Annotated in this window: 20 protein-coding genes and 1 pseudogene; 5 read left to right on the forward strand and 16 right to left on the reverse strand. The window is 44.0% G+C overall.

The features are described 5' to 3' along the window. Nucleotides 1-23: 23 nt before the first annotated feature. The 6 genes from M1D98_RS13910 to M1D98_RS13935 form a co-directional block, all read right to left on the reverse strand. Nucleotides 24-536 (reverse strand): MogA/MoaB family molybdenum cofactor biosynthesis protein, encoded by a 513-nt coding sequence (locus M1D98_RS13910; RefSeq protein ID WP_010329667.1) that lies wholly within the window; start codon nucleotides 534-536, stop codon nucleotides 24-26. A gap of 79 nt (nucleotides 537-615) precedes the next feature. Then, nucleotides 616-1,803, reverse strand: a complete 1,188-nt coding sequence (locus M1D98_RS13915; RefSeq protein ID WP_010329666.1) for an acetate kinase — start codon at nucleotides 1,801-1,803, stop codon at nucleotides 616-618. 346 nt (nucleotides 1,804-2,149) lie between these two features. Then, complete coding sequence (locus M1D98_RS13920) at nucleotides 2,150-3,136, reverse strand: class I SAM-dependent methyltransferase (RefSeq protein WP_010329665.1); 987 nt, start codon at nucleotides 3,134-3,136, stop codon at nucleotides 2,150-2,152. Nucleotides 3,137-3,194: 58 nt separating this feature from the next. Continuing rightward, nucleotides 3,195-3,698 carry a thiol peroxidase gene (gene tpx / locus M1D98_RS13925; protein WP_010329664.1) on the reverse strand — a complete coding sequence of 168 codons (504 nt, stop codon included), beginning with the start codon at nucleotides 3,696-3,698 and terminating at the stop codon, nucleotides 3,195-3,197. A 108-nt stretch (nucleotides 3,699-3,806) separates the two neighbouring features. Then, nucleotides 3,807-4,262 carry a GerW family sporulation protein gene (ytfJ, locus tag M1D98_RS13930; RefSeq protein WP_003223504.1) on the reverse strand — a complete coding sequence of 152 codons (456 nt, stop codon included), beginning with the start codon at nucleotides 4,260-4,262 and terminating at the stop codon, nucleotides 3,807-3,809. 13 nt (nucleotides 4,263-4,275) lie between these two features. After that, on the reverse strand, nucleotides 4,276-4,956 hold the full coding sequence (locus M1D98_RS13935; RefSeq protein ID WP_129550679.1) for a DUF2953 domain-containing protein: 681 nt from the start codon (nucleotides 4,954-4,956) through the stop codon (nucleotides 4,276-4,278). Nucleotides 4,957-5,270: 314 nt separating this feature from the next. On the opposite strand from M1D98_RS13935, the pseudogene M1D98_RS13940 reads away from it, so the two are divergent. Then, nucleotides 5,271-5,972 (forward strand): annotated as a pseudogene (locus tag M1D98_RS13940) (transposase); the annotation flags it as partial. 133 nt (nucleotides 5,973-6,105) lie between these two features. Here M1D98_RS13940 and M1D98_RS13945 read toward each other — a convergent pair. Together M1D98_RS13945 and sppA are read right to left on the reverse strand one after the other, a co-directional pair. Then, nucleotides 6,106-6,600 carry an RDD family protein gene (locus tag M1D98_RS13945; protein WP_010329663.1) on the reverse strand — a complete coding sequence of 165 codons (495 nt, stop codon included), beginning with the start codon at nucleotides 6,598-6,600 and terminating at the stop codon, nucleotides 6,106-6,108. 12 nt (nucleotides 6,601-6,612) lie between these two features. Further along, the gene (gene sppA, locus M1D98_RS13950) at nucleotides 6,613-7,620 is read right to left on the reverse strand and encodes a signal peptide peptidase SppA (RefSeq protein ID WP_010329662.1); all 1,008 of its coding nucleotides are present in this window, start codon (nucleotides 7,618-7,620) and stop codon (nucleotides 6,613-6,615) included. A 187-nt stretch (nucleotides 7,621-7,807) separates the two neighbouring features. On the opposite strand from sppA, the gene M1D98_RS13955 reads away from it, so the two are divergent. Then, nucleotides 7,808-8,611, forward strand: coding sequence for an NAD kinase (locus tag M1D98_RS13955; RefSeq protein WP_456279653.1), 804 nt, complete (start codon nucleotides 7,808-7,810; stop codon nucleotides 8,609-8,611). 234 nt (nucleotides 8,612-8,845) lie between these two features. Here M1D98_RS13955 and M1D98_RS13960 read toward each other — a convergent pair whose 3' ends face one another. From M1D98_RS13960 to M1D98_RS13980, 5 genes are all read right to left on the reverse strand, one after another. Continuing rightward, nucleotides 8,846-10,435 carry an amidohydrolase gene (locus M1D98_RS13960; RefSeq protein WP_456279654.1) on the reverse strand — a complete coding sequence of 530 codons (1,590 nt, stop codon included), beginning with the start codon at nucleotides 10,433-10,435 and terminating at the stop codon, nucleotides 8,846-8,848. A 21-nt stretch (nucleotides 10,436-10,456) separates the two neighbouring features. After that, on the reverse strand, nucleotides 10,457-12,046 hold the full coding sequence (gene mbcS / locus M1D98_RS13965; protein WP_010329659.1) for an acyl-CoA synthetase MbcS: 1,590 nt from the start codon (nucleotides 12,044-12,046) through the stop codon (nucleotides 10,457-10,459). A gap of 179 nt (nucleotides 12,047-12,225) precedes the next feature. After that, the gene (locus M1D98_RS13970; protein WP_010329658.1) at nucleotides 12,226-12,441 is read right to left on the reverse strand and encodes an alpha/beta-type small acid-soluble spore protein; all 216 of its coding nucleotides are present in this window, start codon (nucleotides 12,439-12,441) and stop codon (nucleotides 12,226-12,228) included. Between the two features lie 91 nt (nucleotides 12,442-12,532). Next, the gene (gene thiI / locus M1D98_RS13975) at nucleotides 12,533-13,738 is read right to left on the reverse strand and encodes a tRNA uracil 4-sulfurtransferase ThiI (RefSeq protein ID WP_456279655.1); all 1,206 of its coding nucleotides are present in this window, start codon (nucleotides 13,736-13,738) and stop codon (nucleotides 12,533-12,535) included. A 3-nt stretch (nucleotides 13,739-13,741) separates the two neighbouring features. After that, nucleotides 13,742-14,887, reverse strand: coding sequence for a cysteine desulfurase family protein (locus M1D98_RS13980; protein WP_456279656.1), 1,146 nt, complete (start codon nucleotides 14,885-14,887; stop codon nucleotides 13,742-13,744). Nucleotides 14,888-15,088: 201 nt separating this feature from the next. Between M1D98_RS13980 and brnQ the strand changes: the two genes are divergently transcribed. Further along, entirely contained in the window at nucleotides 15,089-16,423 is a 1,335-nt protein-coding gene (gene brnQ / locus M1D98_RS13985; RefSeq protein WP_456279657.1) for a branched-chain amino acid transport system II carrier protein, read from the forward strand. A gap of 99 nt (nucleotides 16,424-16,522) precedes the next feature. Here brnQ and ezrA read toward each other — a convergent pair whose 3' ends face one another. Further along, nucleotides 16,523-18,226, reverse strand: coding sequence for a septation ring formation regulator EzrA (ezrA, locus tag M1D98_RS13990; protein WP_121643083.1), 1,704 nt, complete (start codon nucleotides 18,224-18,226; stop codon nucleotides 16,523-16,525). A 197-nt stretch (nucleotides 18,227-18,423) separates the two neighbouring features. On the opposite strand from ezrA, the gene hisJ reads away from it, so the two are divergent. Further along, a complete protein-coding gene (hisJ, locus tag M1D98_RS13995) occupies nucleotides 18,424-19,233 on the forward strand; it encodes a histidinol-phosphatase HisJ (protein WP_010329653.1) in 810 nt (269 codons plus the stop codon). Here hisJ and refZ read toward each other — a convergent pair. Beyond that, nucleotides 19,226-19,849 (reverse strand): transcriptional regulator RefZ, encoded by a 624-nt coding sequence (refZ, locus tag M1D98_RS14000; protein WP_010329652.1) that lies wholly within the window; start codon nucleotides 19,847-19,849, stop codon nucleotides 19,226-19,228. The two genes, hisJ and refZ, sit on opposite strands and share 8 nt — an antisense overlap. Before the next feature lie 126 nt (nucleotides 19,850-19,975). Between refZ and M1D98_RS14005 the strand changes: the two genes are divergently transcribed. After that, nucleotides 19,976-20,467: a GAF domain-containing protein gene (locus M1D98_RS14005; RefSeq protein ID WP_010329651.1), complete on the forward strand. Its 492-nt coding sequence runs from the start codon at nucleotides 19,976-19,978 to the stop codon at nucleotides 20,465-20,467. Nucleotides 20,468-20,506: 39 nt separating this feature from the next. Here M1D98_RS14005 and M1D98_RS14010 read toward each other — a convergent pair whose 3' ends face one another. After that, the gene (locus M1D98_RS14010) at nucleotides 20,507-22,249 is read right to left on the reverse strand and encodes a diguanylate cyclase domain-containing protein (protein WP_456279658.1); all 1,743 of its coding nucleotides are present in this window, start codon (nucleotides 22,247-22,249) and stop codon (nucleotides 20,507-20,509) included. Nucleotides 22,250-22,507: the final 258 nt, after the last annotated feature.

The following is a 22,507-nucleotide window of genomic DNA, read 5'->3' on the forward strand; positions in this document are numbered from 1 at the left end:
GAAGTTTCTTATTATTTATTCATTTACTTGTCTTTTCTGATTTCTCTGACGACATGTGCCAGTTCGGGAATAATCAGCTTATTCATGGCCAGCCTTACCGCGCCGCTTGAGCCCGGGGTTGAGAAAACAGCTGTATGCTGGATAACGCCAGCAGTGGCTCTCGACATGATCGCGGCAGAGCCGATATCCTCTGTATAACTCAGCATCCTGAATATTTCTCCAAAGCCAGGCAGCTCTTTTGAAAACAGCGGCGTAATGGCTTCAATTGTGACGTCCCGATTTGCTATGCCTGTCCCTCCGTTTAAGAGAACCGCGTCTATTTGTTCATCCATACAGCCCGCAAGCACAGCCCGCTGCAAAGCGTCCTTTTCGTCTTTCACAATTTCATATGCAGCAATGTGGTGACCGGCTTCTTCTAAAAACGAAATCATCGACTTGCCGCTTTTATCGGTTTCCTCCGTTCTCGTGTCACTGACTGTGATCACTTTGCACCGAACGATATCCGGAGCTTCTTGTTTATGCGTTTGAACACTCATTGGCCCACCTCTTTTATGTTTTTATGATTATGATGCATCAACAAAAAAGCACATTCAAGAGAATGTGCTTTCATGCGATTTATTTTGCTAAACGAACAACGTCGCGTGCAATCATGACTTCTTCATCAGTCGGAATGATCATGACTTTTACTGGAGAATGCGGATAGCTGATGAAAGCTTCCTCGCCGCGTACGTTATTAAGCGCAGTATCCCAGTATACACCCATGAATTCTAAGCCGCGAAGAACGCGTTCTCTGACTTCCACGCTGTTTTCACCGATGCCGGCAGTAAAGATGATCGCATCCACACCGCTCATTCTTGCAGCGTAAGAACCGATGTACTTGTGGATTCTGCTTGCGAAGACTTCAAGAGCCGTTTCCGCGCGCTCATTTCCTTCTTTTGTTGCTTCAACGATGTCACGAAGATCGCTTGAGAAACCGGAAATGCCGAGCAGGCCGCTTTTTTTGTTTAGTGTATTCAGTACTTCGTCAGCCGTTTGGCCTGTTTTCTCCATGATATATGGAATCAGGGCAGGGTCGATGTTTCCAGAGCGTGTACCCATTGCAACACCGGCAAGCGGCGTAAAGCCCATAGATGTATCAATTGATTTTCCGCCTTCAACAGCAGCGATACTTGCGCCGTTTCCAAGGTGGCAGGAAATCAGGCGTAAATCTTTTAACGGACGGCCGAGAAGCTCTGCCGCGCGCTCAGTCACATATTTATGTGAAGTGCCGTGGAAGCCGTATTTACGGATGCCGAATTTTTCATAGTAGTCATACGGCAGGCTGTACAGGTAAGACTGCTCAGGCATTGTTTGGTGGAATGCCGTATCAAAAACAGCAACCGCAGGAACATTTGGAAGCACTTCTTTGAACGCTTTAATTCCAACGATATTTGCCGGGTTGTGAAGCGGTGCCAATTCAGAAATATCTTCAATTTCCTGAATGGTTTCATCCGTTAATAAAACAGAATCGCTGAATTTTTCTCCGCCGTGAACGACACGGTGGCCAATTCCGTCAATTTCATTTAAATCTTTAATAATGCCGAATTCCGTTAGCTTACTCAGCAGCATTTTAACCGCTACAGCATGATCCGGAATATCAGTTACTTCTGTATTTTTTTCGCCGTTTACAGAAATCGTGAATACGCTATCGGCGATACCAATTCGTTCAACTAAACCCTTCGTTAAAACAGTTTCTGAAGGCATTTCGAAAAGCTGAAATTTCAAAGACGAGCTTCCTGCGTTAATTGCAATAATTTTGGACATGATTGACGCTCCTTTATACTCTGTATCAACAACTTCGTTTTCGTACTTTTTTCCCGGTGAATATCTTTATCTTCTCCGAAAAATATCTGACTTTTCCATTTAAACATTGTCATGTCGGCATTTCAAGTCAACTTGTATATTGATAGCGCTTACACTTAGAAGTCGTTATTTTCTGATATATTATCTGCAGATTTCGTATTGATGAACGCTTACATGTTGCGGTTTTTCCCTTCTGTATTTTGTGTTGTAAAGCTTGATTCAATTCGTCTGTTCGGTCATCAAGCGCCATAATAAAAACAGCTTAGGCATCCATCGTATGACGGCTGCCTAAGCTGCTACTTGACATCTATTTTTCTTTTGTAACCCACGCATCTATTTGAGCCATCATATCAAGCGTCGCCTTCTGATTGGAGAAAGACGGAAGATTCGCAAGCAGAATTTGCCCCGGCGCTTTTGTCTCCTCTCCTTTTTTCTGAAGCACAAGAATGCTTTTGGCATGAGCCTCGTCTTTAAATATCGATTTTGGGAGCTGCAAAAGGGCGTTGATATGAACCTTATCTTTGAAAAACTGTTTCAGCTTGTCGCTTTGAGAGCTCTCAAACAAATGATTCGGGATCATAAAAAATAAATATCCGCCCGGTTTGGTATGTTTGACGCTCTGTTCAATAAACAGATGATGTGCGAAGGAATGGCCTTCGTCCGCTTTGAGGTCAAACGCTTCTGCTCCTTCGTCATTCGGATAATAGCCGACCGGCAGATCGCATATGACCGTGTCAACAGGATCGATAAACAGCGGTTCAAGGCTGTCCTGATGGAAAAGCTCAATCTCTTTTTTCAAAAGGTTCGCTTGGGCATACGCGATCTTTAAGAGCACGTCATCAATCTCAATTCCATAGCTATTGGCCGTTTTTTCAGACAGCTGGTTCAGCACGGTGAACAGAAGATTCCCCGTTCCCACAGCAGGATCAAGGATTGACAGTTCCTTTTTGTCCGCCATAAACTTATTCACCAAATAACTGATGAATAGTCCAATCGTGTCAGGCGTCATCTGTCTGTTCGGATGGGAGATATCTTTCAGCCCTTTCAGGACGGATAGCTGAAAAGCTTTGCGCACCCATTCGTGCTCATAGGTGCCGAACTCCGCTTTCCCGAGCAAAGCCTGAAGCTGTTCGTTTTTCTTATCAGACAGTTTCAGCTGGTCGGTTTTTTCAAGAAAATACATTTCTCCCGCCTCAGCCAGCGCCTCTATATATGAAATTTGCCATTCATTCTTTATGATGATCGCGGCTTCGTCTAACAGCTCGTACACCGCGCCTACATTGTCTTTTTGCATATGTGTTCCTCCTTGCCATAAAAAAAGCTCCGGCGGCAGCCAGGAGCTTTTTCCCTGCTTACTTCACTAATGCCTTGGCAGCCTCAATAGGCTCCTCATAGTTCGGATGGTTTGTTGCTTCACTTACATATTCTGCGTAAACGACTTTTCCGCTCTCATCAAGGACGAATACGGAACGCGCAAGCAGACGAAGTTCTTTAATATACACACCGAACGCTTCGCCAAATGACATCTCTCTGTGGTCAGACAGCGTTTCCACTCTATCAATTCCGTTTGCGCCGCACCAGCGGGCTTGTGCAAATGGAAGGTCTGCACTGATTGTGTAGACGTTGACATCTCCAAGCTTAGCTGCTTCTTCGTTAAAACGGCGTGTTTGCGCATCACAAACACCTGTGTCAATTGAAGGGATAACAGAAATAATCGTTACCTTTCCTTTCATATCAGCTAACGATTTTTCTTCAAGGCTGTTAGTCAGCACTGTGAAGTCAGGAGCTTGCTCTCCTACTTTCACTTCTTGTCCGATAAGTGTAACCGGACCGCCTTTAAATGTAATTTCAGCCATTATAATTCCTCCCTTTTGTATGTATGTCTCTATCATAGTAAAGTTTCCTGTAAACTGCAAAGTTTATGCCAAAAAAAAGTTAACTGCGGCCGCCGCAGTTAACCTTCTTTAATAATTCATATTGTTCATTTGGTTTTGATTTTGGCCCTGGCCTTGGTTCTTGTTATTTTTCTTGAACATTTGCTGGATGCGTTCAAGGGTTTGAGGGGCTGCGTCTAAGATTTTCTCAATCAAATGGGTATTTTCATCTAAATGAAGCATTCTGATTCCTGTCGATCCGACAATTAAAAACGCGATCGGCGTAATGGACACACCGCCCCCGCTTCCGCCTCCGAAAGGAAGTTTTTGTTCCCTTGTCTCATCGTCTTCCGATTTCTTTTCAGCCGGCTTTCCGCCAAACTCGCTTCCGCCTGCGGCGAAGCCGAATCCAACTTTAGAAACGGTTAAAATCACGCTTCCATCCGGCGTTTCAACCGGATCTCCGATGATGGTGTTAACATCAATCATTTCCTTCAAGTTTTCCATTGCGGTTTTCATTAAACCTTGGATGGGATGGTCTGCCATATACGCTTCCTCCTTAAACTGATGAATCATTCTTTGAAGTCATTCGGGACGACGGATTCTTCTTAAATACGGATAGCTCCCTTCCGTATTTGACGAATTTGAAAGCTGCAAGCATAGCATGTCCAAAGCGAAAAAAGAATATACACTGAAAGTGGGTTCTGGAGACAGGGACTTGAAATGACGGAATCACTTCATAGACGGGCTTATTGACAAAGTTCAGATGGTCATACAGCATTGCAGCGATGCCGCCTTTCACACTCCAAACAGCACCTGTTAACACACCTGTCACTGCCGCGTCTTGAATTCCGACGATTGTAATCCATTCGAGTTTTGTAATATGTAAATGCGCCAGAAAAGACGCGCTGATTTTCCGCAAATTTTTGACCTGTTGCAAAATCATTTCGATTTTATGAATGCTTTGCTGCACATCATCAAACGTAATTTTTTTCTCGCTGCTGCTTTTTTTCACTTTGGATTTTGTTTTTTGTTTGATATCAACTGATCCGTCAGCTTTGTTCACCTTAATGGCTGGGATCGATTTTTTGATCCGGATCAGGCCAAACAGCGCTGTGATCTTCAAGGTCAGTTTGTCGTTATCATCAGCATGAAGATACTCAACAGCAACATACATTTTCATTCTGAGAAGCAGCACGATACCTATAAGAATAAGAATGGCTGTCAGCACATATACCATATTCTCTCACTTCCTCTAGGAGCATTATCGCCAATTCAGAAAAAAATAAACCCGGACGAGGTCCGGGTTTCAGGCTGTCGAGAAAATCTCGACAGCCTTTATTTTTCCTTAAAATAACCATTCTCGTGTAATAAAATAAAAGAAAGACTAAAAAGGATGGTGTCTTTCTCATGTTCCACACAAGAAATTCTTCTCAAAACGCAGCCGAATTTGTTCTGCTTGACCAACTCGTCGAAGAGGATCATTTGCTTCGAAAAATTGATAAACGCATAGACTTCTCTTTTATCATTGAAAAGGTTAAGCCTTACTATAGCGAAAACAAACCGGAGGGTTTCTTTTACTTAGATCACCGAACAACGGATATGAAACATAACATTATCACCGACGCCTATGTTACGCCTGGAAATGTCCATGATTCTGTGCCTTATCTTGACCGATTAGATCACCAAATTGCACGATTTCATTTTGAAGTAGAAGCCGTCGCTCTTGATTCTGGTTATTTAACGACTCCGATCTGTAAAGGGTTAGCCGACCGCCATATTTTTGGCGTTATTGCGCATAGACGATATCACCCTACTAGAGGTTTGTTTCCAAAATGGAAGTTTCATTATGACAGTGAACAAGACAGTTACATTTGCCCGAACCAGCAGGTACTTACATACTCAACAACTGACCGAAAAGGCTACCGGTCATATAAATCAAATCCTGAAACCTGTTCCGCATGCCCATTGCTTGCGCAATGCACAAGATCAAAGAACCGCCAGAAGGTCATCACCCGTCATGTATGGGAGGACCATAAAGAAAAGATCAGACAAAATCGTTTGTCTGTTTCAGGGAAAACCCTCTATAAAAAAAGAAAAGAAAAAATAGAGCGAAGCTTTGCAGATTCAAAACAGCTGCATGGGCTTCGCTATTGCAGGTTGAGGGGAAAACGGAATGTGAGTGAACAAGTTCTCCTCACAGCCGCATGCCAGAACATGAAGAAGATTGCCACATACCTAGCCAAGCAGGGCTAGGTATGTGGGAGCTCTTTTTCAGTTTTTGAAATCCGCTGAACAACTAAAGAAACAGTAGAAAACAAAAAAGGCTTGTAGAAAAAACGTCGTTTTCTCTACAAGCTGAAACCCGGACGAGGTCCGGGTTTATCGGTTATTTACGATATAGTTTTTCATGCACCACAGTCGTATCCGCAATGTAATCATGAATCCCCTGTTTTGTAGGCGAAAAAGCAACAACGATATATAAAATCCAAATCTTATCAATATACCGTCCGACTACTTCACGAAAAATCACTGTACTCCATGTCAGCTGATGATCATGCTTCACGGAAACCACTTTGAGGCCGAATACCATTTTTCCAAGCGTCTGCCCAAAGAACTTTGTCATCAGCGCAAAATAGGCAAGATACACAACAAGCGTAGTCACACTGTAGGCCGAGAAGGTAAACATGCCGGATGTTTTCGGCAGATCCAATACGGTAAAGAGGGGAGAAACAAGTAAATGGTTTAATCCCCATACAACGAGCCAATCAAGCAGAAAAGCCCAGAAACGAACCCAAAAGCCCGCATAAGCATGTGTAAGCTGTTCCGCTTCTAGCGGGCCTTTGAGGTCATTGCGCTCTAACTCTTCATATGTCACATCCATTATAGACCCCTCCTACTTCGCATAGAGATACATCATTCTCGGCGAACCGGATTGTGAAAGTACTTCTCTCATATTCAGAAAATCGATTTCACTCTTAAACATTTTGTTGGCGCCCATGGAAAACAGCGAGCCTAACCCGAAACTTTCCTCGTAAGAAATGACAGAGGCGTTTTTCAAATCTTTATGATCCTTTTTCATCGCTGAAATGGTATCGTCATAAAAACCAAGCTTATCAACAAGATTCAGTTTTTTCGCCTGCCGACCGTCATAGACGCGTCCGTCCGCAATTTTCTTTACCTCTGCTTTCGGCATGCCGCGGCCTTCAGAAATGACATCAACAAAACCTTCATAAGAATTATCAACCATTGATTGCATGATGTTCTTTTCTTCTTTCGTCATCTCACGGGAAGGAGACATAATATCCTTATGGGCCCCGCTCTTAATTGTTTCAAAAGAAATACCGAGCTTATCAGCGAGCTTTGCATAATTGACGCTTTCCATAATGACGCCGAGTGACCCGGTCAAGGTTTCCGGGGTGGCAAAAATCTTATCAGCCGCCGTTGAGATGTAATAGCCGCCGGATGCTGCCATCGATCCCATCGACACGTAAATCGGTTTTTTTGTTTCTTTCTTAATTTCTTCCAGCTTCTTATGTATTTCAGCACTTTCATAGACTCCGCCGCCCGGAGAATTCACCTTCAGAACGATTCCTTTAACTGCCTTGTCATCTTTTGCACGCTCAAGGTTTTTCAAAAACGTTCTGTGGTTATATCCCCCTGAACCGAGCAGACTGCTTGAATCCCCATTATCCTGAATGGTGCCGCTGACTTCCAATACAGCAATTTTACTTGTGAGACTGCCGTTTTCCAGGGTCTTTTCCTGCGATTCATCCGTCAGTGATGTGAGATCCGTTTGAGCGCCTTTGACGCTTTCAAAGAAACTCATTGAGATGCTGACGATGATGGAGACGCCGAAAATCCCCAAGGCAATCACTAATGCAATCCATCTTTTTGCATTCATTTTTTTCTCCTCCTTTTTCCCAGACTCTCTCATTATACGGTTCAATATGAAAAATGTTTCATGTGATGAGAAAGCTCCTGCTTAACTGACTGCCGGCAAACATGGTACACTTATGGCCAAAGGTATTTTATCACAAATACTGGATGACAGAAAAACTTAAATATGACAGCTAAAGGGGAAATGGGATATGACCGATCAACGCCGTAATGTTTATTTTTTTCACAAACAAGACCAGAAAACAAACGAACAAGCCAGCTCGTTAACACAATTGGCTGAGGAGCATAGATTTACAGTTGTGAATCAGCCCTCAGACGCCAATATTATCGCAAGTATTGGCGGGGACGGCACATTTTTGCAAGCAGTCAGAAAGACGAATTTCCGTGACGATTGCTTGTACGTCGGCATTACCAAAAAAAGGAAAGCTCATTTATATTGTGACTTTCATAGTGATGATCACGGAAAAATGGTCGATGCAATGACGTTTGAACAAATAGAAGTCAGAAAGTATCCGCTGATTGAAGTGACAGTGGATAACGCCAGCCCTTTTCACTGCTTAAACGAGGTTTCCATCCGTTCAAGCATTATTAAGACCTTTGTGATGGATGTGCTGATTGATGATCTGCACTTCGAAACGTTTAGAGGAGACGGCATGATTATCTCAACACCGACAGGCAGCACCGCATATAACAAGTCCGTTGCAGGAGCAGTTGTTGATCCGCTGCTTCCATGCATTCAGGTGTCTGAGCTTGCATCTCTTAACAATAACACCTATCGGACACTCGGCTCGCCATTTGTCCTCAGTTCTGACCGAAAGCTGACCCTTCGCGTGATGCAAGACGGCAATGAACACCCAATCATCGGCTTGGACAATGAAGCACTCAGCACGAGAAACGTGAAAACGATCGAAATCAAACTGTCTGACAAAAAAATCAAAACAGTCAAACTAAAAGACAATTCATTTTGGGAGAAAGTGAAGCGCACTTTTTTATAGAAAATGAAAAGGACAGGCTGCCGCCTGTCCTTTCAGATTGTTGACAAAGTCATAAAACGGTTTTTGTTTTATGACTTTGTCATCTATTCAGCGTGATTGAAAACCCTTGAAGTCTAGGAAGGACGAGCATCGGAGCACAGCGAATGTAGGAATTCGTGAGCACCGACGCGCAGGCCAGACAACGAATGCGAGGGTTTGTCGATACGCTGAAAGGACAGGCTGCCGCCTGTCCTTTTATGATTTCTCATATACAATTTGGCCGTTGATTACCGTCTTGTTAATGTCCAAAAGATGAAGCTGTGCAGGGTCAATTGTTAATGGGTCATCGCTGAGAACCGTAAAATCCGCATCATAGCCCTCTGCAATTTTCCCTCGTGACTTCTCTTTATAAATGATCCCGGCGCTTCCTTTTGTGTAGAGCTCAATCGCTTCATACACCGTTAAACATTCGCTTTCATGATAGCTCGGCCCGTTCTTCTCATGGCTGCTTTTCCGGAGTACCGCCGATTGAATGCCAAGAAGCGGGTCAACAGGCTCAATCGGGGCGTCTGAGCCTCCCGCGCATAACATGCCTTTAGACAGCAGCGTTTTCCACGCAAAGGCTGTGTTCATTCGGTCTTTTCCAAGACGGTCAATGACCCACGGAAAATCACTGGCGACGAAATGGGGCTGAAGGTCAAGCGCGATCGGCATGCGTGCCGCTTTTTCGATTAATTCATCATTGAGCACCTGAGCGTGAATGAGCCGATCATGCCGGCCGCTTTTGGGCGGATGCTTTTCAATTGCGTTCAGCACTTTTTCAAACGCAAGATCGCCGATTACATGAACGGCAACCTCCATGCCTTTTTCTCTCGCTTTTCGAATGAGCCGGCCAAGGGTTTCGTCATCATGAACTTGAACACCATTAGTGGATGGATCGTCGTGATATGGTTCTTTCAATAAAGCCGTTCTTCCGCCAAGCGCCCCGTCAGCAAAAATTTTCATCGCACCGAATTCCACATACGGGCCCGACGGCTGCTCCAGACGCTCCCAGCGATCGACCGCTTCATGATGAACGAGCAAATGACAGCGAAACGGATACCTTCCGCTTGCGGCAGCTTTCTCATAAGCTTTTATCGGCACCGACACATCACCATAATAGGACAAGTCTTCCGAATGTCCCCCCGTCAGGCCTTTTGTCCAGCAGTCTTTTATTGCAGCTGTAAGCGCCTCATCAACATATTGCTGGGAGACTGGCGGGACAGCCTTCAGAATGAGATCCTGCGCCTTGTCAAACAGAAGCCCGGTCGGCACACCATTTGCATCTTTTACGATGACCCCTCCGTCAGGGTCAGGAGTGTGTCTTGTAATCCCTGCCGCTTGAAGAGCCGCAGAATTAACAGTCAGCGCATGCCGGCATATTCGCTTAAGCAAGACGGGCCTCTCTGGAAATAAACGGTCAAGATCATGCTTTGTCAAATAGTCCGGTGTCTCAAATTGATTTTCATTCCATCCTTCTCCAATGAGCCAATCGCCTTCAGGACACTGCCGTTCTCTTTCCTTCACTGCCTGTACAATAGCTTCTTTAGACGTCAGCGCAGACAGATCAAGCTGAAGCTGTTTCTCACCGTGACCGATTAAATGTAAATGGCTGTCGACAAACCCGGGAAACATCACTGCCCCGTTCAGACTGATTTCTTCTGTTTCCGGAGACCCGTACTTTTTCTTCAGATGCTCATAGCTCCCAGTGCCTTTTATGACACCATCCTCAACATAAACCGCCTCTGTACGATCGCCTTCTTCGAGCATCGTATAAATGAAACCGCCGTGCCATATCGCCTTCACTTCACGTTCACTCTCTTTCTTCTACGCCTTTTTATTGGCTTTGAGCTGTTCTTCACGTTTTCTTAATTCCACGCGTCTGATTTTTGCAGAAGCCGTTTTCGGCAGGCTCTCCACAAATTCAATTTCTCTAGGATATTTGTATGGAGCGGTGATGGTCTTCACATGGTTTTGCAGCTTTTTGACAAGCTCATCACTGCGTTTTTCATGATCTTGCAGGACAACGTACGCCTTAACGATCGAGCCTCTGATTTCGTCAGGGCTTGCAACAACAGCACATTCTTTTACTTCAGGGTGCTTAACGAGCGCGTCTTCCACTTCGAATGGCCCGATCGTGTAGCCGGAGCTGATGATGATATCGTCATTTCGGCTTTCAAACCAGAAATAACCTTCCTCGTCTTTTTTTGCTCTGTCTCCTGTTAGGAAATAATCACCGCGAATTTGTGTCTTCATTCTGTCCGGATCTTTGTAATATTCTTTAAAGAGTGCCGGCGTGCTAAGGTGGACAGCGATATCGCCAACTTCGCCAGTTTTACAGATTTCACCGTCTCCATCAATGATCTCCACCTGATTTCCCGGTGTCGGTTTTCCCATGCTTCCCGGTTTAATATCCATGTCTTTTAAGACACCGACTAAAAGCGTGCTTTCTGTTTGGCCGTATCCGTCCCGAACTTTAATGCCGAAGTGCTTTTGGAACACATCAATGACTTCACGGTTGAGCGGCTCGCCTGCAGAAACGGCGCTGTGCAGGGCAGAAAGGTCATAGCGGTCCAAGCCTTCGACCTTCGCCATTAAGCGGTATTCCGTCGGCGTACAGCAGAAGACATTGACTTTGTAGCGGTTTAGAAGTTCTAAATATTTTTCTGCTTTGAATCTGCCTTGGTACACAAAACCCGTTGCTCCGCTGCCGAGCACCGCTAAAAATGGGCTCCACACCCACTTTTGCCAGCCTGGGGCAGCAGTCGCCCAGACGATATCCTTTTCAGAAATATCAAGCCAAGCGCCGGCAGATGTTTTTAAATGAGCAAATGCCCAACCGTGCGTATGTACAACACCTTTAGGCTGACCTGTTGTTCCGGAGGTGTAAGATAAGAATGCCATATCTTCTCTAGTTGTGTCAGCCGTTTGAAATTGGCTTCCGTCCGCTTCAATCGATAAGAGATTTTTCCAGCCGGCCTCGTTTTCGCCAATAGACAGCTTAATCAGTTTGTCAGCCGTACTGACATCACGGAAAGCGCCAATAAACGCAGAATAGACAATAGCGCCTTTCACTTCCGCGTGTTCTATCCGGTATTCAAGATCTTTCGCACGAAGCATTTCAGAGCACGGGATGACAACCATTCCTGATTTCAGGATAGCCAGATAAACAGCATAGGCTTCGAGCACCCGCGGAACCATTACAATCACCTTGTCGCCCTTTTTAAATCCAAGGTCAGCCAAAGCCGCTCCGATTTTATTTGTTTCTTCCATCAGCTTTTCATATGACCAGGATTCTTGCTTGCCAGTCTCATCCTCCCATAGAAGAGCGGTTTTTTGTCCAGCCGCACTGAACTTTTCCATTTCATTGACTAAATTATATTGCATAGGGGCAATTAAATCTTCTCGTTTTAACACGAACAACTCCTCACTTTCTCCACCCATTATACATAAATACAGGCTCTTTCCGTAAGGATTTGCCTAAAAACAAGCTCGATAAACATGTGTTTTTATAGGTCGCTGGTCCTTTTATGTATATAAAAACAAAAAAGAGTGGGGAAAAACCCCACTCCTAAGCCATTATGTGAAATTGTAAATTAGAATTGTCCTCCGCCCATGTTTTGTTGAGCAAAAGATACAAGACGTTTTGTGATCTCTCCTCCAACAGAACCGTTAGCGCGAGAAGTTGTGTCCGCTCCAAGGTTTACACCGAATTCAGAAGCGATTTCTAATTTCATTTGGTCGATCGCTTGAGCAGCTCCTGGTACTAGAAGTTGGTTACTGCTGTTACCGTTTTGACTGTTTTGTGCCATGTGTCTCACCTCCTTGTGAGTATAGATTGTGTTAAAACACATGGCTTCATTCAGAAAAACTTTGGTAATTGTAGACAGGAGCTGGGCTGACCTAAAAGAGTTCCGCGAATTTATCGTTTGCTTCTTGTTCGCTGTACAGCGTCATGGTCTCAATGTTTTCAACCGCTTCTTGGATATACGGTTCAAAATCAACAAAGCTTTCATAGTGTTCGATTTTTTCTTTTTTAGGACGTGTTTTCGGGCTTGGCGGCGTAAAGATCGTGCAGCAGTCTTCAAACGGCTGAATGCTTGTCTCGTATGTGCCGATTTCCCGTGACTTTTCGATGATGTCTGTTTTATCCATGCCGATTAACGGACGCAAAATCGGGGTTGACGTCACCGCATTTATCGCATACATGCTTTCAAGCGTTTGGCTCGCTACCTGGCCGAGGCTCTCTCCTGTAATGATGGCAAGCCCGTTTCTCTTTTCTCGGATTCTGTCAGCAATTTGAAGCATAAGGCGGCGGGTTGCCGTCATTGTGTAGTTCTCAGGGATTTGTTTTTGGATGAGCTCCTGCGTTTTTGTAAACGGAACGATATGAAGCGTCATGCTTCCCCCAAAGCGGGACAAACATTTTGCCAGATCCATTACCTTTTGCTTTGCGCGCTCGCTTGTGTATGGCGGGCTGAAGAAATGTACAGCTTCTACCGACAGTCCCCGTTTCATCGCATAAAAACCTGCCACAGGGCTGTCAAAACCGCCGGAAAGCATGAGCATCGCTTTGCCTGCTGAACCAACTGGCAGTCCGCCTGCACCTTTTTCATCGCGAATCGTCAAAAAGGTCGCTTCCTCCCTGATTTCGATTCTGAGCGGAATGTCAGGGTTGCGGACATCGACTGTCAGTCCTTCTGTATGTCTCAAAATGTGGCCGCCGATTTCAGCGTTCATTTCGTTTGTATCTAATTCAAATTGTTTATACGCTCTCTTTGTCGCCACTTTAAACGTATCACCGGGCTGATACTGATCCTCAATAGCCTGCAGAGCAGTTGCCTTAATCTCATCTAAACGGCTGTCACATTTAATCGCCAGGCTGAAGCTTTGAATGCCAAACACCTGCTTTAAATGAGGAAAAAGAGCCTCCGGATCTTCTCCATTTAATGTAATCGTCATCCGGTCCCGATTGGAAAAGTATTTTAAGTTCGGATAGTCTTTCAAAACGAGTCTGACGTTTTGCTTTAAGCGCTCAATAAAGCTTTTTCTGTTTTTGCCTTTGGTTGAAATTTCCCCAAAACGAATTAATATATGATCGTAATTCATGTTCTACCTCATCATTTTCTTTAATTTTTTGATGCCAGGACGGAGCGCGCTCATAAACGGTTCTGCCACATCGCTTGTCTGGCTGTAGTTTAAGCTGATTCTGATGCTGCTTCCGGCAATTTGCTCTCCCTTGCCCATCTGCAGGAGAACCTTGCTGGGCTTATGCTCTTTTGCCGAGCAGGCCGAAGTGGTTGAGACGAATATATCCTGTTCTTCAAGCATGTGCAAAAGCACCTCTGCTTTAATCCCCGGAACAGAGAAATTAATAATGTGCGGCGCACTATTTATTTGTGGCGTGTTGACCACAACGCCTTCGGTTTCACTCAGCTTTATCATAAACAATTCCTTTGCGGCTGCCATCGTGTCAAGGCGTGTTTCAAAATCAGCAGCGGCAAGATTAATGGCTTTGGCAAGCGAAACCGCGCCCGCAATATGCTCCGTTCCGGCCCGTATGCCTTTTTGCTGGGAGCCCCCTGTGATCAACGGAATCAAGCGTGTTCCTTCTTTTACGATAAGCGCGCCTGTCCCTTTTAGGCCGTGAAATTTATGCCCGGAAATCGAACAAAGATCAATGCCGGCCTTTTCAATGGCCAATGGCACTTTATAAATGCCCTGCACAAAATCGACGTGAAACAAAATGTTCGGGTGCTCTTTCAGCACTTCACCCGCTTCTTCAATCGGCTGTACGGAACCGACTTCATTGTTCACATGCATCATGCTGACAAGCACTGTATCGGGGCGTATGGCTTGTTTCAGTTCTTCAATTGAGACAAATCCGTCTTCGTTCACTGAAAGATAAGTGACGTCAAATCCGAATAACTCTGTCAGCTGTTCTAATGATTCCGTAACAGATGGATGCTCGATCGAAGTGGCAATGATATGCTTGCCTGCTTTTATTTTTGACAAAGCGGCTCCTTTTAAAGCCAAGTTATTAGCTTCTGTAGCGCCTGACGCAAAGACAATATCATAATTCTTTAGGCCTAAGGCTCTTTTTATCTGATGTTTAGCTGCCTGAAGCAGCTGTTCCGTTTCAGCTCCATACCGGTGCAAAGATGAAGGATTCCCAAAGTATCGTCTGCTTGTTTGTTCATATGTGTCCAAGACTTCATCGTAAGGTTTAGTCGTTGAACTATTGTCTAAATATAACATCTTTTTACTCCTTTAATATGAAAGCGATACAAAACTAATTTTATATGTTACCATAACAAATTAGTGCTGAAAAAGTAAATAAAATTACTATTGACTTCTTCATACATTCACCTATAATTAGATTTGTTACTTTCGTCATATTATCTGACAATTAATTGACAGAATATTCTACCATAGGGAAATTAGGAGGATTTATACGTTATGAAATCATCACTCTCAGCCAAGGAAACGATCGCCATCGGGCTTATGCTTTTCGCTTTGTTCTTTGGCGCAGGAAATATGATATTTCCGCCGGAACTTGGACAAGCGGCCGGTGAACATGTTTGGAAAGCGATGACAGGGTTTCTCGTGACGGGTGTCGGCCTGCCGCTTTTAGGCGTTGTGGCTGTAGCATTAACAGGTACGGATGCCAAGGGCCTTGCTGATAAAGCACACCCCGTCTTTGGAACTATTTTTACAGTCGTTCTTTATTTAACAATCGGACCGCTGTTTGCGATTCCGCGAACAGGCACTGTCTCTTATGAAATTGCGGCTGTACCTTTTGTAGACGGCATGCCGGCATGGCTCACACTTCTGCTGTTTACGCTCGCTTTCTTTGCTGTTACGTACTACCTGGCTTTAAATCCTACAAAGCTTGTTGACCGGATCGGTAAGGTGTTAACACCTATTTTGCTTGCTGTTATTGCTATTTTAGTCATTAAAAGCATCGTGACACCAATGGGAGACATTCAGTCGCCTCATGAAGCGTATGCTTCCGGATCAGTGTTTAAAGGATTTTTAGAAGGCTATAAAACAATGGATGCACTTGCTTCTATTGTGTTCGGAATTGTCGTTGTCAATGCCGTTAAGGACAGAGGCATCACCAATCGCAAATCAGTTGCTTCCGTATGTATTAAAGCGGGACTTGTTGCAGCAGCAGGACTCGGCCTTGTTTACGTTTCACTCGCCTATTTAGGAGCAACAAGCACAGAATCTATCGGACTGCTTGGTGCGGGCAGCAAAATTTTATCCGCATCATCACAGCATCTGTTCGGGTCTTTGGGAAATATCATTTTAGGTGTCGCAATCCTATTCGCGTGTTTGACAACAAGTATCGGCCTTGTCTCTTCATGCGGAAATTACTTCTCAAAGCTGGTTCCTTCTTTATCTTATAAAGCTGTTGTAACGATTGTCACTGTGTTCAGTTTTATTATTTCTAACTTTGGGCTGTCAAATATCATTTTATTCTCAGTTCCTATTTTATCAGCTATTTATCCATTAGCAATTGTTATCATTTTGCTTTCGTTTATTGAAAAATCATTTAATGGCAGACGTGAAGTATATATTCTTTGCTTAATCGCCACTGGTATTTTTAGTATTATCGACGGCCTGAATGCCGCGAGCATTCCGCTCGGTTCTCTAAATAAAGTTCTCGGTAAATCGCTGCCGCTTTACAGTCTAGGATTCGGCTGGGTCCTTCCTGCTATCATTGGAGGCATTGCCGGTTATCTGATTTCACTTATTGGTTCAAATAAAAAACCAGCCGATAACAACTAGTAAAGAAAAGCCTTTTTGGATGCACATCCAAAAAGGCTTTTTTTATATTGTATACATATCAAAGGCCGAGCACTTCTGCTTCGGCCTTTGATATACACTTTATTGATATTGATGCTCTTTTTTCTTTTGTGATTCTATTTTTTGAACAGCACCGGGAGAAGCTTTTTCAACTGCGGCTGCTGCAATTTCATACGCTTCATTGTAATCAAATTCATAAAAACGTCTTTCCGCTTCTTTCAGCTGTTCAGATAAAATATGATTCTGGCTTCTGAACCGGTTTCCGAACTGAATGATCTTTTCAATGAGGATCACCTGCTCGACAAGTTCCTCCGATTCCCGGCTTGCCCTGTTGACCATATCTTCCGCTTGCTTCAAATGGGCTCCGGCTTCTTCCATATTTAATGGAAGTTCGTTTAGTTGGCTGACTGTTTCTTGAATGTGATGATACGCGTTTTCCAGCATCTCTTGAAGATGACTCGGAATGCCTGGAATATTGCTTGTCTTCAGCAATCTTGCTGTCTCAGAAATTGTTTTCTTCAAATTGCTGAGCGTCTCTCTCGCCTGAAGCTCCTCTTTTCTCAGCGCTTGCAGCTTTTCACGGTATTCAGCATGCTCTTTTTTCACTTCTTCAATCTGCTTCTCTATTGAAGCAACTTCTTCTACTATAAGCGAGTAGGCGACATGCTCTGCATCGAGCTTATCTTTAACGGATGAGAGCAGCTTGCCAATTTCCTCAAGGCGTTTTTCAAAAGCCTGCTGTTTGCCGAGCTCGCCAGCTGTCAGTCTGTAGCTTTCCTTCACCAGCTCAGTTTCCGCCTTGGTCTGCCCTTCCTCTTCTTTCAGCTTGTCATAAGCAATGATCAATTCAGGCATTTTGCTTAGCACAGATTGGCCGGCTTCAACTTCACCCTCCAGCTGCTGATAAACAGATTGAATATTTTCGTCAATGAGCTGCAGAATTGCGGACGCTTCATCAATATCCAGCTCAGTCAACAAGACATGTTCCGCCCGTTTCAACTGATTTGACAGACTTTCTAACTCCTTATCAAGCTGGATATGCTCAAGCTTATAGCCTTTCTCCTTCATTTCGCGATAACCGTCCTTGAGCTTTGCAATCTGGCCGGGCACCGTCTGCTTGCAGTCAGCCAGCAGCTTAGGCACGTCATCTATATATGACTGAAGCCGTTCAAGATTGCGGTCCTGCTCAAGCAGAACTTTTCGTGCAGTAATATAGTTTCCGCCTTCTGTTTCTTCTTCATATTGTTTGATTCCGCTCCAAATCTCGTCAAGATCCTTTTCAAGGCTGTCATAAAGCTCCCCGTAAAGATGGCTGTATGCCAGCAGGTTTTTCCGCGATTTTGAATAACGCTCTCTCACCTGTTCAATCTCTTCGCGGCTCTTTTCCTCACTTGTGACAAGGTCGCTGATTTCCCGCAGAATCTTTTCAATATTCGATTCCGCCGCCGTCAGCAAGTCGTCGATATGAACGAGCACTTGATTGGCCTTTTTAAACCGGTATTTGTCTGCATTTTCCTCGGCATCATAAAGGAGCTCTTCCACTTTCGGCATGTGGGCTGTGACAATCTCATCCCATTCTTCACGCCACTTTTCAAAGAACTCTTCTGTCTGACCCGTCATTTTTAAATGTTTAATTTTGGACATTTCTTCCACAATCGACCGGTTTAGAATTTCAATCTTCCACGATTCCAGCCGGTCGATTTCGGCGTAGATTTTTTTCCTGAAAAAGTAGCCCGCCGCAAACAGGGCAAGCAGTACAATTAATAATCCAATGACAAACTCCATAATGAGCCCCCTTGCTGTTAACCTTAATCTGTCAGGGTGTTTTATTTATTCAGAAAGATTTCAGGATATGTATTGAGAAAAACTGTCGTTTTCATTGTTATTATGATACCATGTAACCAACATTTTTTGACCAGAAATCAAAAACTTTTTATGCGAAATCGGCAGGATTTGACTATTTTTTCACGGGGGTGACGCCAATGCAAAAGCGAGACGGGCATATTCACACACCATTTTGCCCTCACGGCTCAAACGACACACTCAGACAATATGCAGAAGAAGCCTTAAAAAAAGGCTTTCAATCGATTACTTTTACAGAACACGCCCCATTGCCGCCCTCTTTTGCTGATCCGACGCCGCTGAAAGACAGCGCGATGGCGCACGCTTCTTTGGAACGCTATATCGAGGACATTTCTTTATTAAAAAAAGAATATCGCGGACAGATTCATATACAGACGGGGCTTGAGGTCGATTATATTGCCGCATTTGAAGATGAAATCACATTATTACTGGACACATACGGTCCATATTTAGATGACAGCATTTTATCCGTTCATTTTTTGCGCGCAGGTTCTTCCTATCTGTGCCTTGATTATGATGAACATACCTTTAAAGAGCTGATTTCAGCCTGCGGAAGCATTGAAGCTGTATACGAGAAGTATTACCGCAGCATCTATTCTTCCATTGTAGCATCTCTTGGCAGCTATAAGCCAAAAAGAGTCGGTCACATCACACTCGTCCAAAAATTCATCAAGCTGTTTCCATACAGCATGTCTAAACAGATTCGCGGACTCGTTTCTCAGTGCCTGAATGCCATTGGAGAAAACGGAATGGAGCTCGACTTCAATACTTCCGGCTTACGAAAAACGTATGCAGGCGGCATTTATATCGAGGATTGGATGATAAATGAAGCGAAGCAAAAAAAGATCCCGCTTGTGTTCGGGTCTGATGCCCATCAAGCGGGAGATGTCGGATACGCTTATGAGACGTTTGTGAAGCAGGCTAATTGATAAGCGCCACGTCTCCTGTCCGGAAGACGCTTCTGATCCAAATCTTGATTTCTTCAAAATACATTTTATAAAAGTACGGCTCGTGCGGCTGCATGTAGAGCACTTCTGAAATATATTGAGGCTGGAGATAAGGCATCATCAAGAGAGATTTTAATTGGAGAATAAAATGAGGCAGCGGCAGGGTTAAATGTTCACTCTGTTTTTCTCCTTCCTCAATAATCAGCTGGAAGATATACTTTTCCTTCATTAAATATGTCGACATAATTTCCCTGATTAACGTGGAATCAATTGTGACTTCCCGGTAGACAAAACGAGTTAATTGACGATGAGTATGCTGATAGGATAAAATATCGAAAACCAATTGAAGAAGCTGTTCTTGCGTGCTTTGAGAAGAGATATTTCCCGCCGCTGTTTCAAGCGTTTGGCTGTAGCCTTCGTAAAACTCTGAAACTAGGTGTTCCATCAAACCTCCTTTGCCTTTAAAATAGTAGGAGATGTGCGCAACATTTACATCAGCTGACTTGGCGATTTCACGTACAGACGTGCCAGAAAATCCTTTTTGGTTAAAGAGCTTGACAGCAGATTCAATAATTTTGTCTTTGGTGCTTACTTTCATTCGGCTCACTCCTTCCTCTTGATACAATTCAAGCAGAAGGGCGCTGTTCCTGTAAGAACTTATCGACAAATGCCGGCAGAAAAGCCGGAACTTTGTTTTATATTATAGAAAAAGTGAGGGTTTTCCATGTTTCATGTCGAAAAACAATCTGGAGATAAAGAAAAAGACTATCAGCTTCTGCTCAAACAGCTCGAAGCCATGACCGAAGACGAAACAGATCCAATTGCAAACTATGCAAATGCCTCAGCGCTTCTTTATCATTCGCTGCCTGAAGTCAACTGGGCAGGCTTCTATTTTGCCAAAGAAGAGGATGGACAGCTTGTATTAGGACCGTTCCAAGGTCTGCCGGCATGTGTTCGGATTCCTTTCGGCAGAGGCGTTTGCGGCACAGCATATGCAAACGGAAAAGTGGAGCGTGTTGAGGATGTAAACGCGTTTCCGGGACATATCGCATGCGATGCGGCGTCTCAATCAGAAATCGTGCTTCCCATTCATGTAGGCGGAAAAGTTGTCGGCGTCTTAGACATCGACAGCCCAGTAAAAAACCGTTTCGACGAAATTGATGAAATGTATTTATCAAAATTTGCCGAAACGCTTGAAAAAGCGTTAGCGCAGTAATATAAAAAGCCCAAAACTGCTATTGTTTTGGGCTTTTTATTATTTGATTGATTCGTGTATCATCAAACGGTTTTTCCCGTTTCGTTTCGCGCTGTAGAGCGCTTCATCAGCCTCATGCACAAGCTCTTTCAGGGACTTTCTCGTTTCTGCCGTCCAGCAGGAAATCCCGCATGAAATGGTCACCTCGGGTTTCGTGTTTTTTCTGACCGCATAAACCAGCCTCTCCGTAATCCGTTTTCCCGTCGCAACGGTCACATTCGGCAAGTAAATCGCCAGCTCCTCGCCTCCCCAGCGGGCGCCGACATCATGCTTTCGGATGTTGTTTTTCATCACCGAAGCAACTTGAATTAAAATCTCGTCTCCCGTCTGATGACCATACGTATCATTTACATTCTTGAAATTATCGATATCAACAAGGATAAAAACACCCTTTTGGTGGATTTTCATGCTGTATTGAATCTTTTCATCTAAATACACCCTTGAATACAGCTCAGTCAGCTGATCTGTTTTGACAAGATGCTCAAGACGGTCGCGAAGCATGGAGTTGGTTACAGCCAATGTTGCGTGACGAATCAACGCTTGAAACAGCTTGTACATTTCAAATGTAAAAGCGTACAGTTCCTCTTTCAATAAAACCGCAAAGCCTAAAAGCCTGTCATTCTCAATCATCGGAACAGCCATCAGTGAGCCATAGCCGGCCTTTCCGAAAACAGACTGGCCATTTCCGATGAAAACCCCTTTTTCCCCTTCATATAGTTTTTCTTTCACTTCATGATAAAAATCAGATGGCTTGGCTTCTTTAAAAAACGCTGTGCTGCCGGGCAGCAATGTCAGGTTTTCAAAATGGTCTATATGAAAGAAACCCACTTCCTCCGCCTGAAACGATTCTGCCATTCTCACAGCCAGATCATTCATCGTATCGGTCAGTGTCAGCCGCTGATTCAGGCGCCGTGACGTTTCATTAATCAATTCCAAATTTGCGATGCTTGCTTTGGATTGCTCATAGAGCTGGGCGTTTTCAAACGCTTTTCCCGCCGCATTTGCGATTAGCGACATTTCATCAAGATAGGCGTCATTAAGAAAAGTGCCGCACGCCCCTTCAGCCCTCAACACCCCGTACGTTCCCTGCTGTCCTTTGATCGGAATGTAAGCGGAATATTCATTTTTACGCAAAATATCCCCGGATAAATACACTTTTAGCGCAAAGGAATCGGATTTTTCCCCTTCCATATACAATTCTTTTGCAGGAACACCTAAACATTGATCTTGATCGTGCGATATATAAAGAGAAAACTCAAAAAAATAAAACGTGCGCGTTAAGCTTTCTAAAAGCTGCTTCAGCACTTCTGTCTGGTCAAGCAGTGAATGGAACAGCTCTGTCATTTTGTATATCTTTTTTTGATAGATCGTTTTGATATAAAGCCTTTCCTGTTTCATTGACTGGTGTAAAAATGATGAAACCAGGTCGGGAAGCCCTTCAGGCATCTCTGCATCCTGCCTGCATGTCAGATGATAGCGCCTGCCATCGTTGTCCTCAATCAGATAAAATGAGGCGTTTATCTTCGAAGCGGAAAACCGCACTTCATCAACGGCCTGTGTTGAAGCAGAGCCGCCGGATGGCGCCGGCGTAAGCGAAACACATAGAGACGAAAAATACGTTTGAATAGCCGATGTCAGCCATATGAAAGAGTCTGTATAAGTGACTTTTTCGGATTTTGTTAATAAAAAATCCAGCATATGATAATGAAAGGCGGATAATTGTTCTTTTGTTTGTTCTACCATGTTTTTATCACCTAAAAGTTTACTACTCATTTTTGTTTATTATATCATAAACGGCGAAGCAATAATGGAGGAATGGTTGACTTCAAATCAAATAAATTATATAATGACCTTTGTGTGAAATATTGCAGCCTTTTTGTTCAGCTTCTATGTTTTCATTTTGTTCCTTATCCATAAGGTGTATCGTGTAACTCTCTGCTGCTGGAGCGAGGATACATGAAAACAAAATGTACATGGTCGAATAGAGCAGACGGTTTTTAT

The sequence above is a fragment of the Bacillus sp. K7 genome (genome assembly GCF_053903245.1).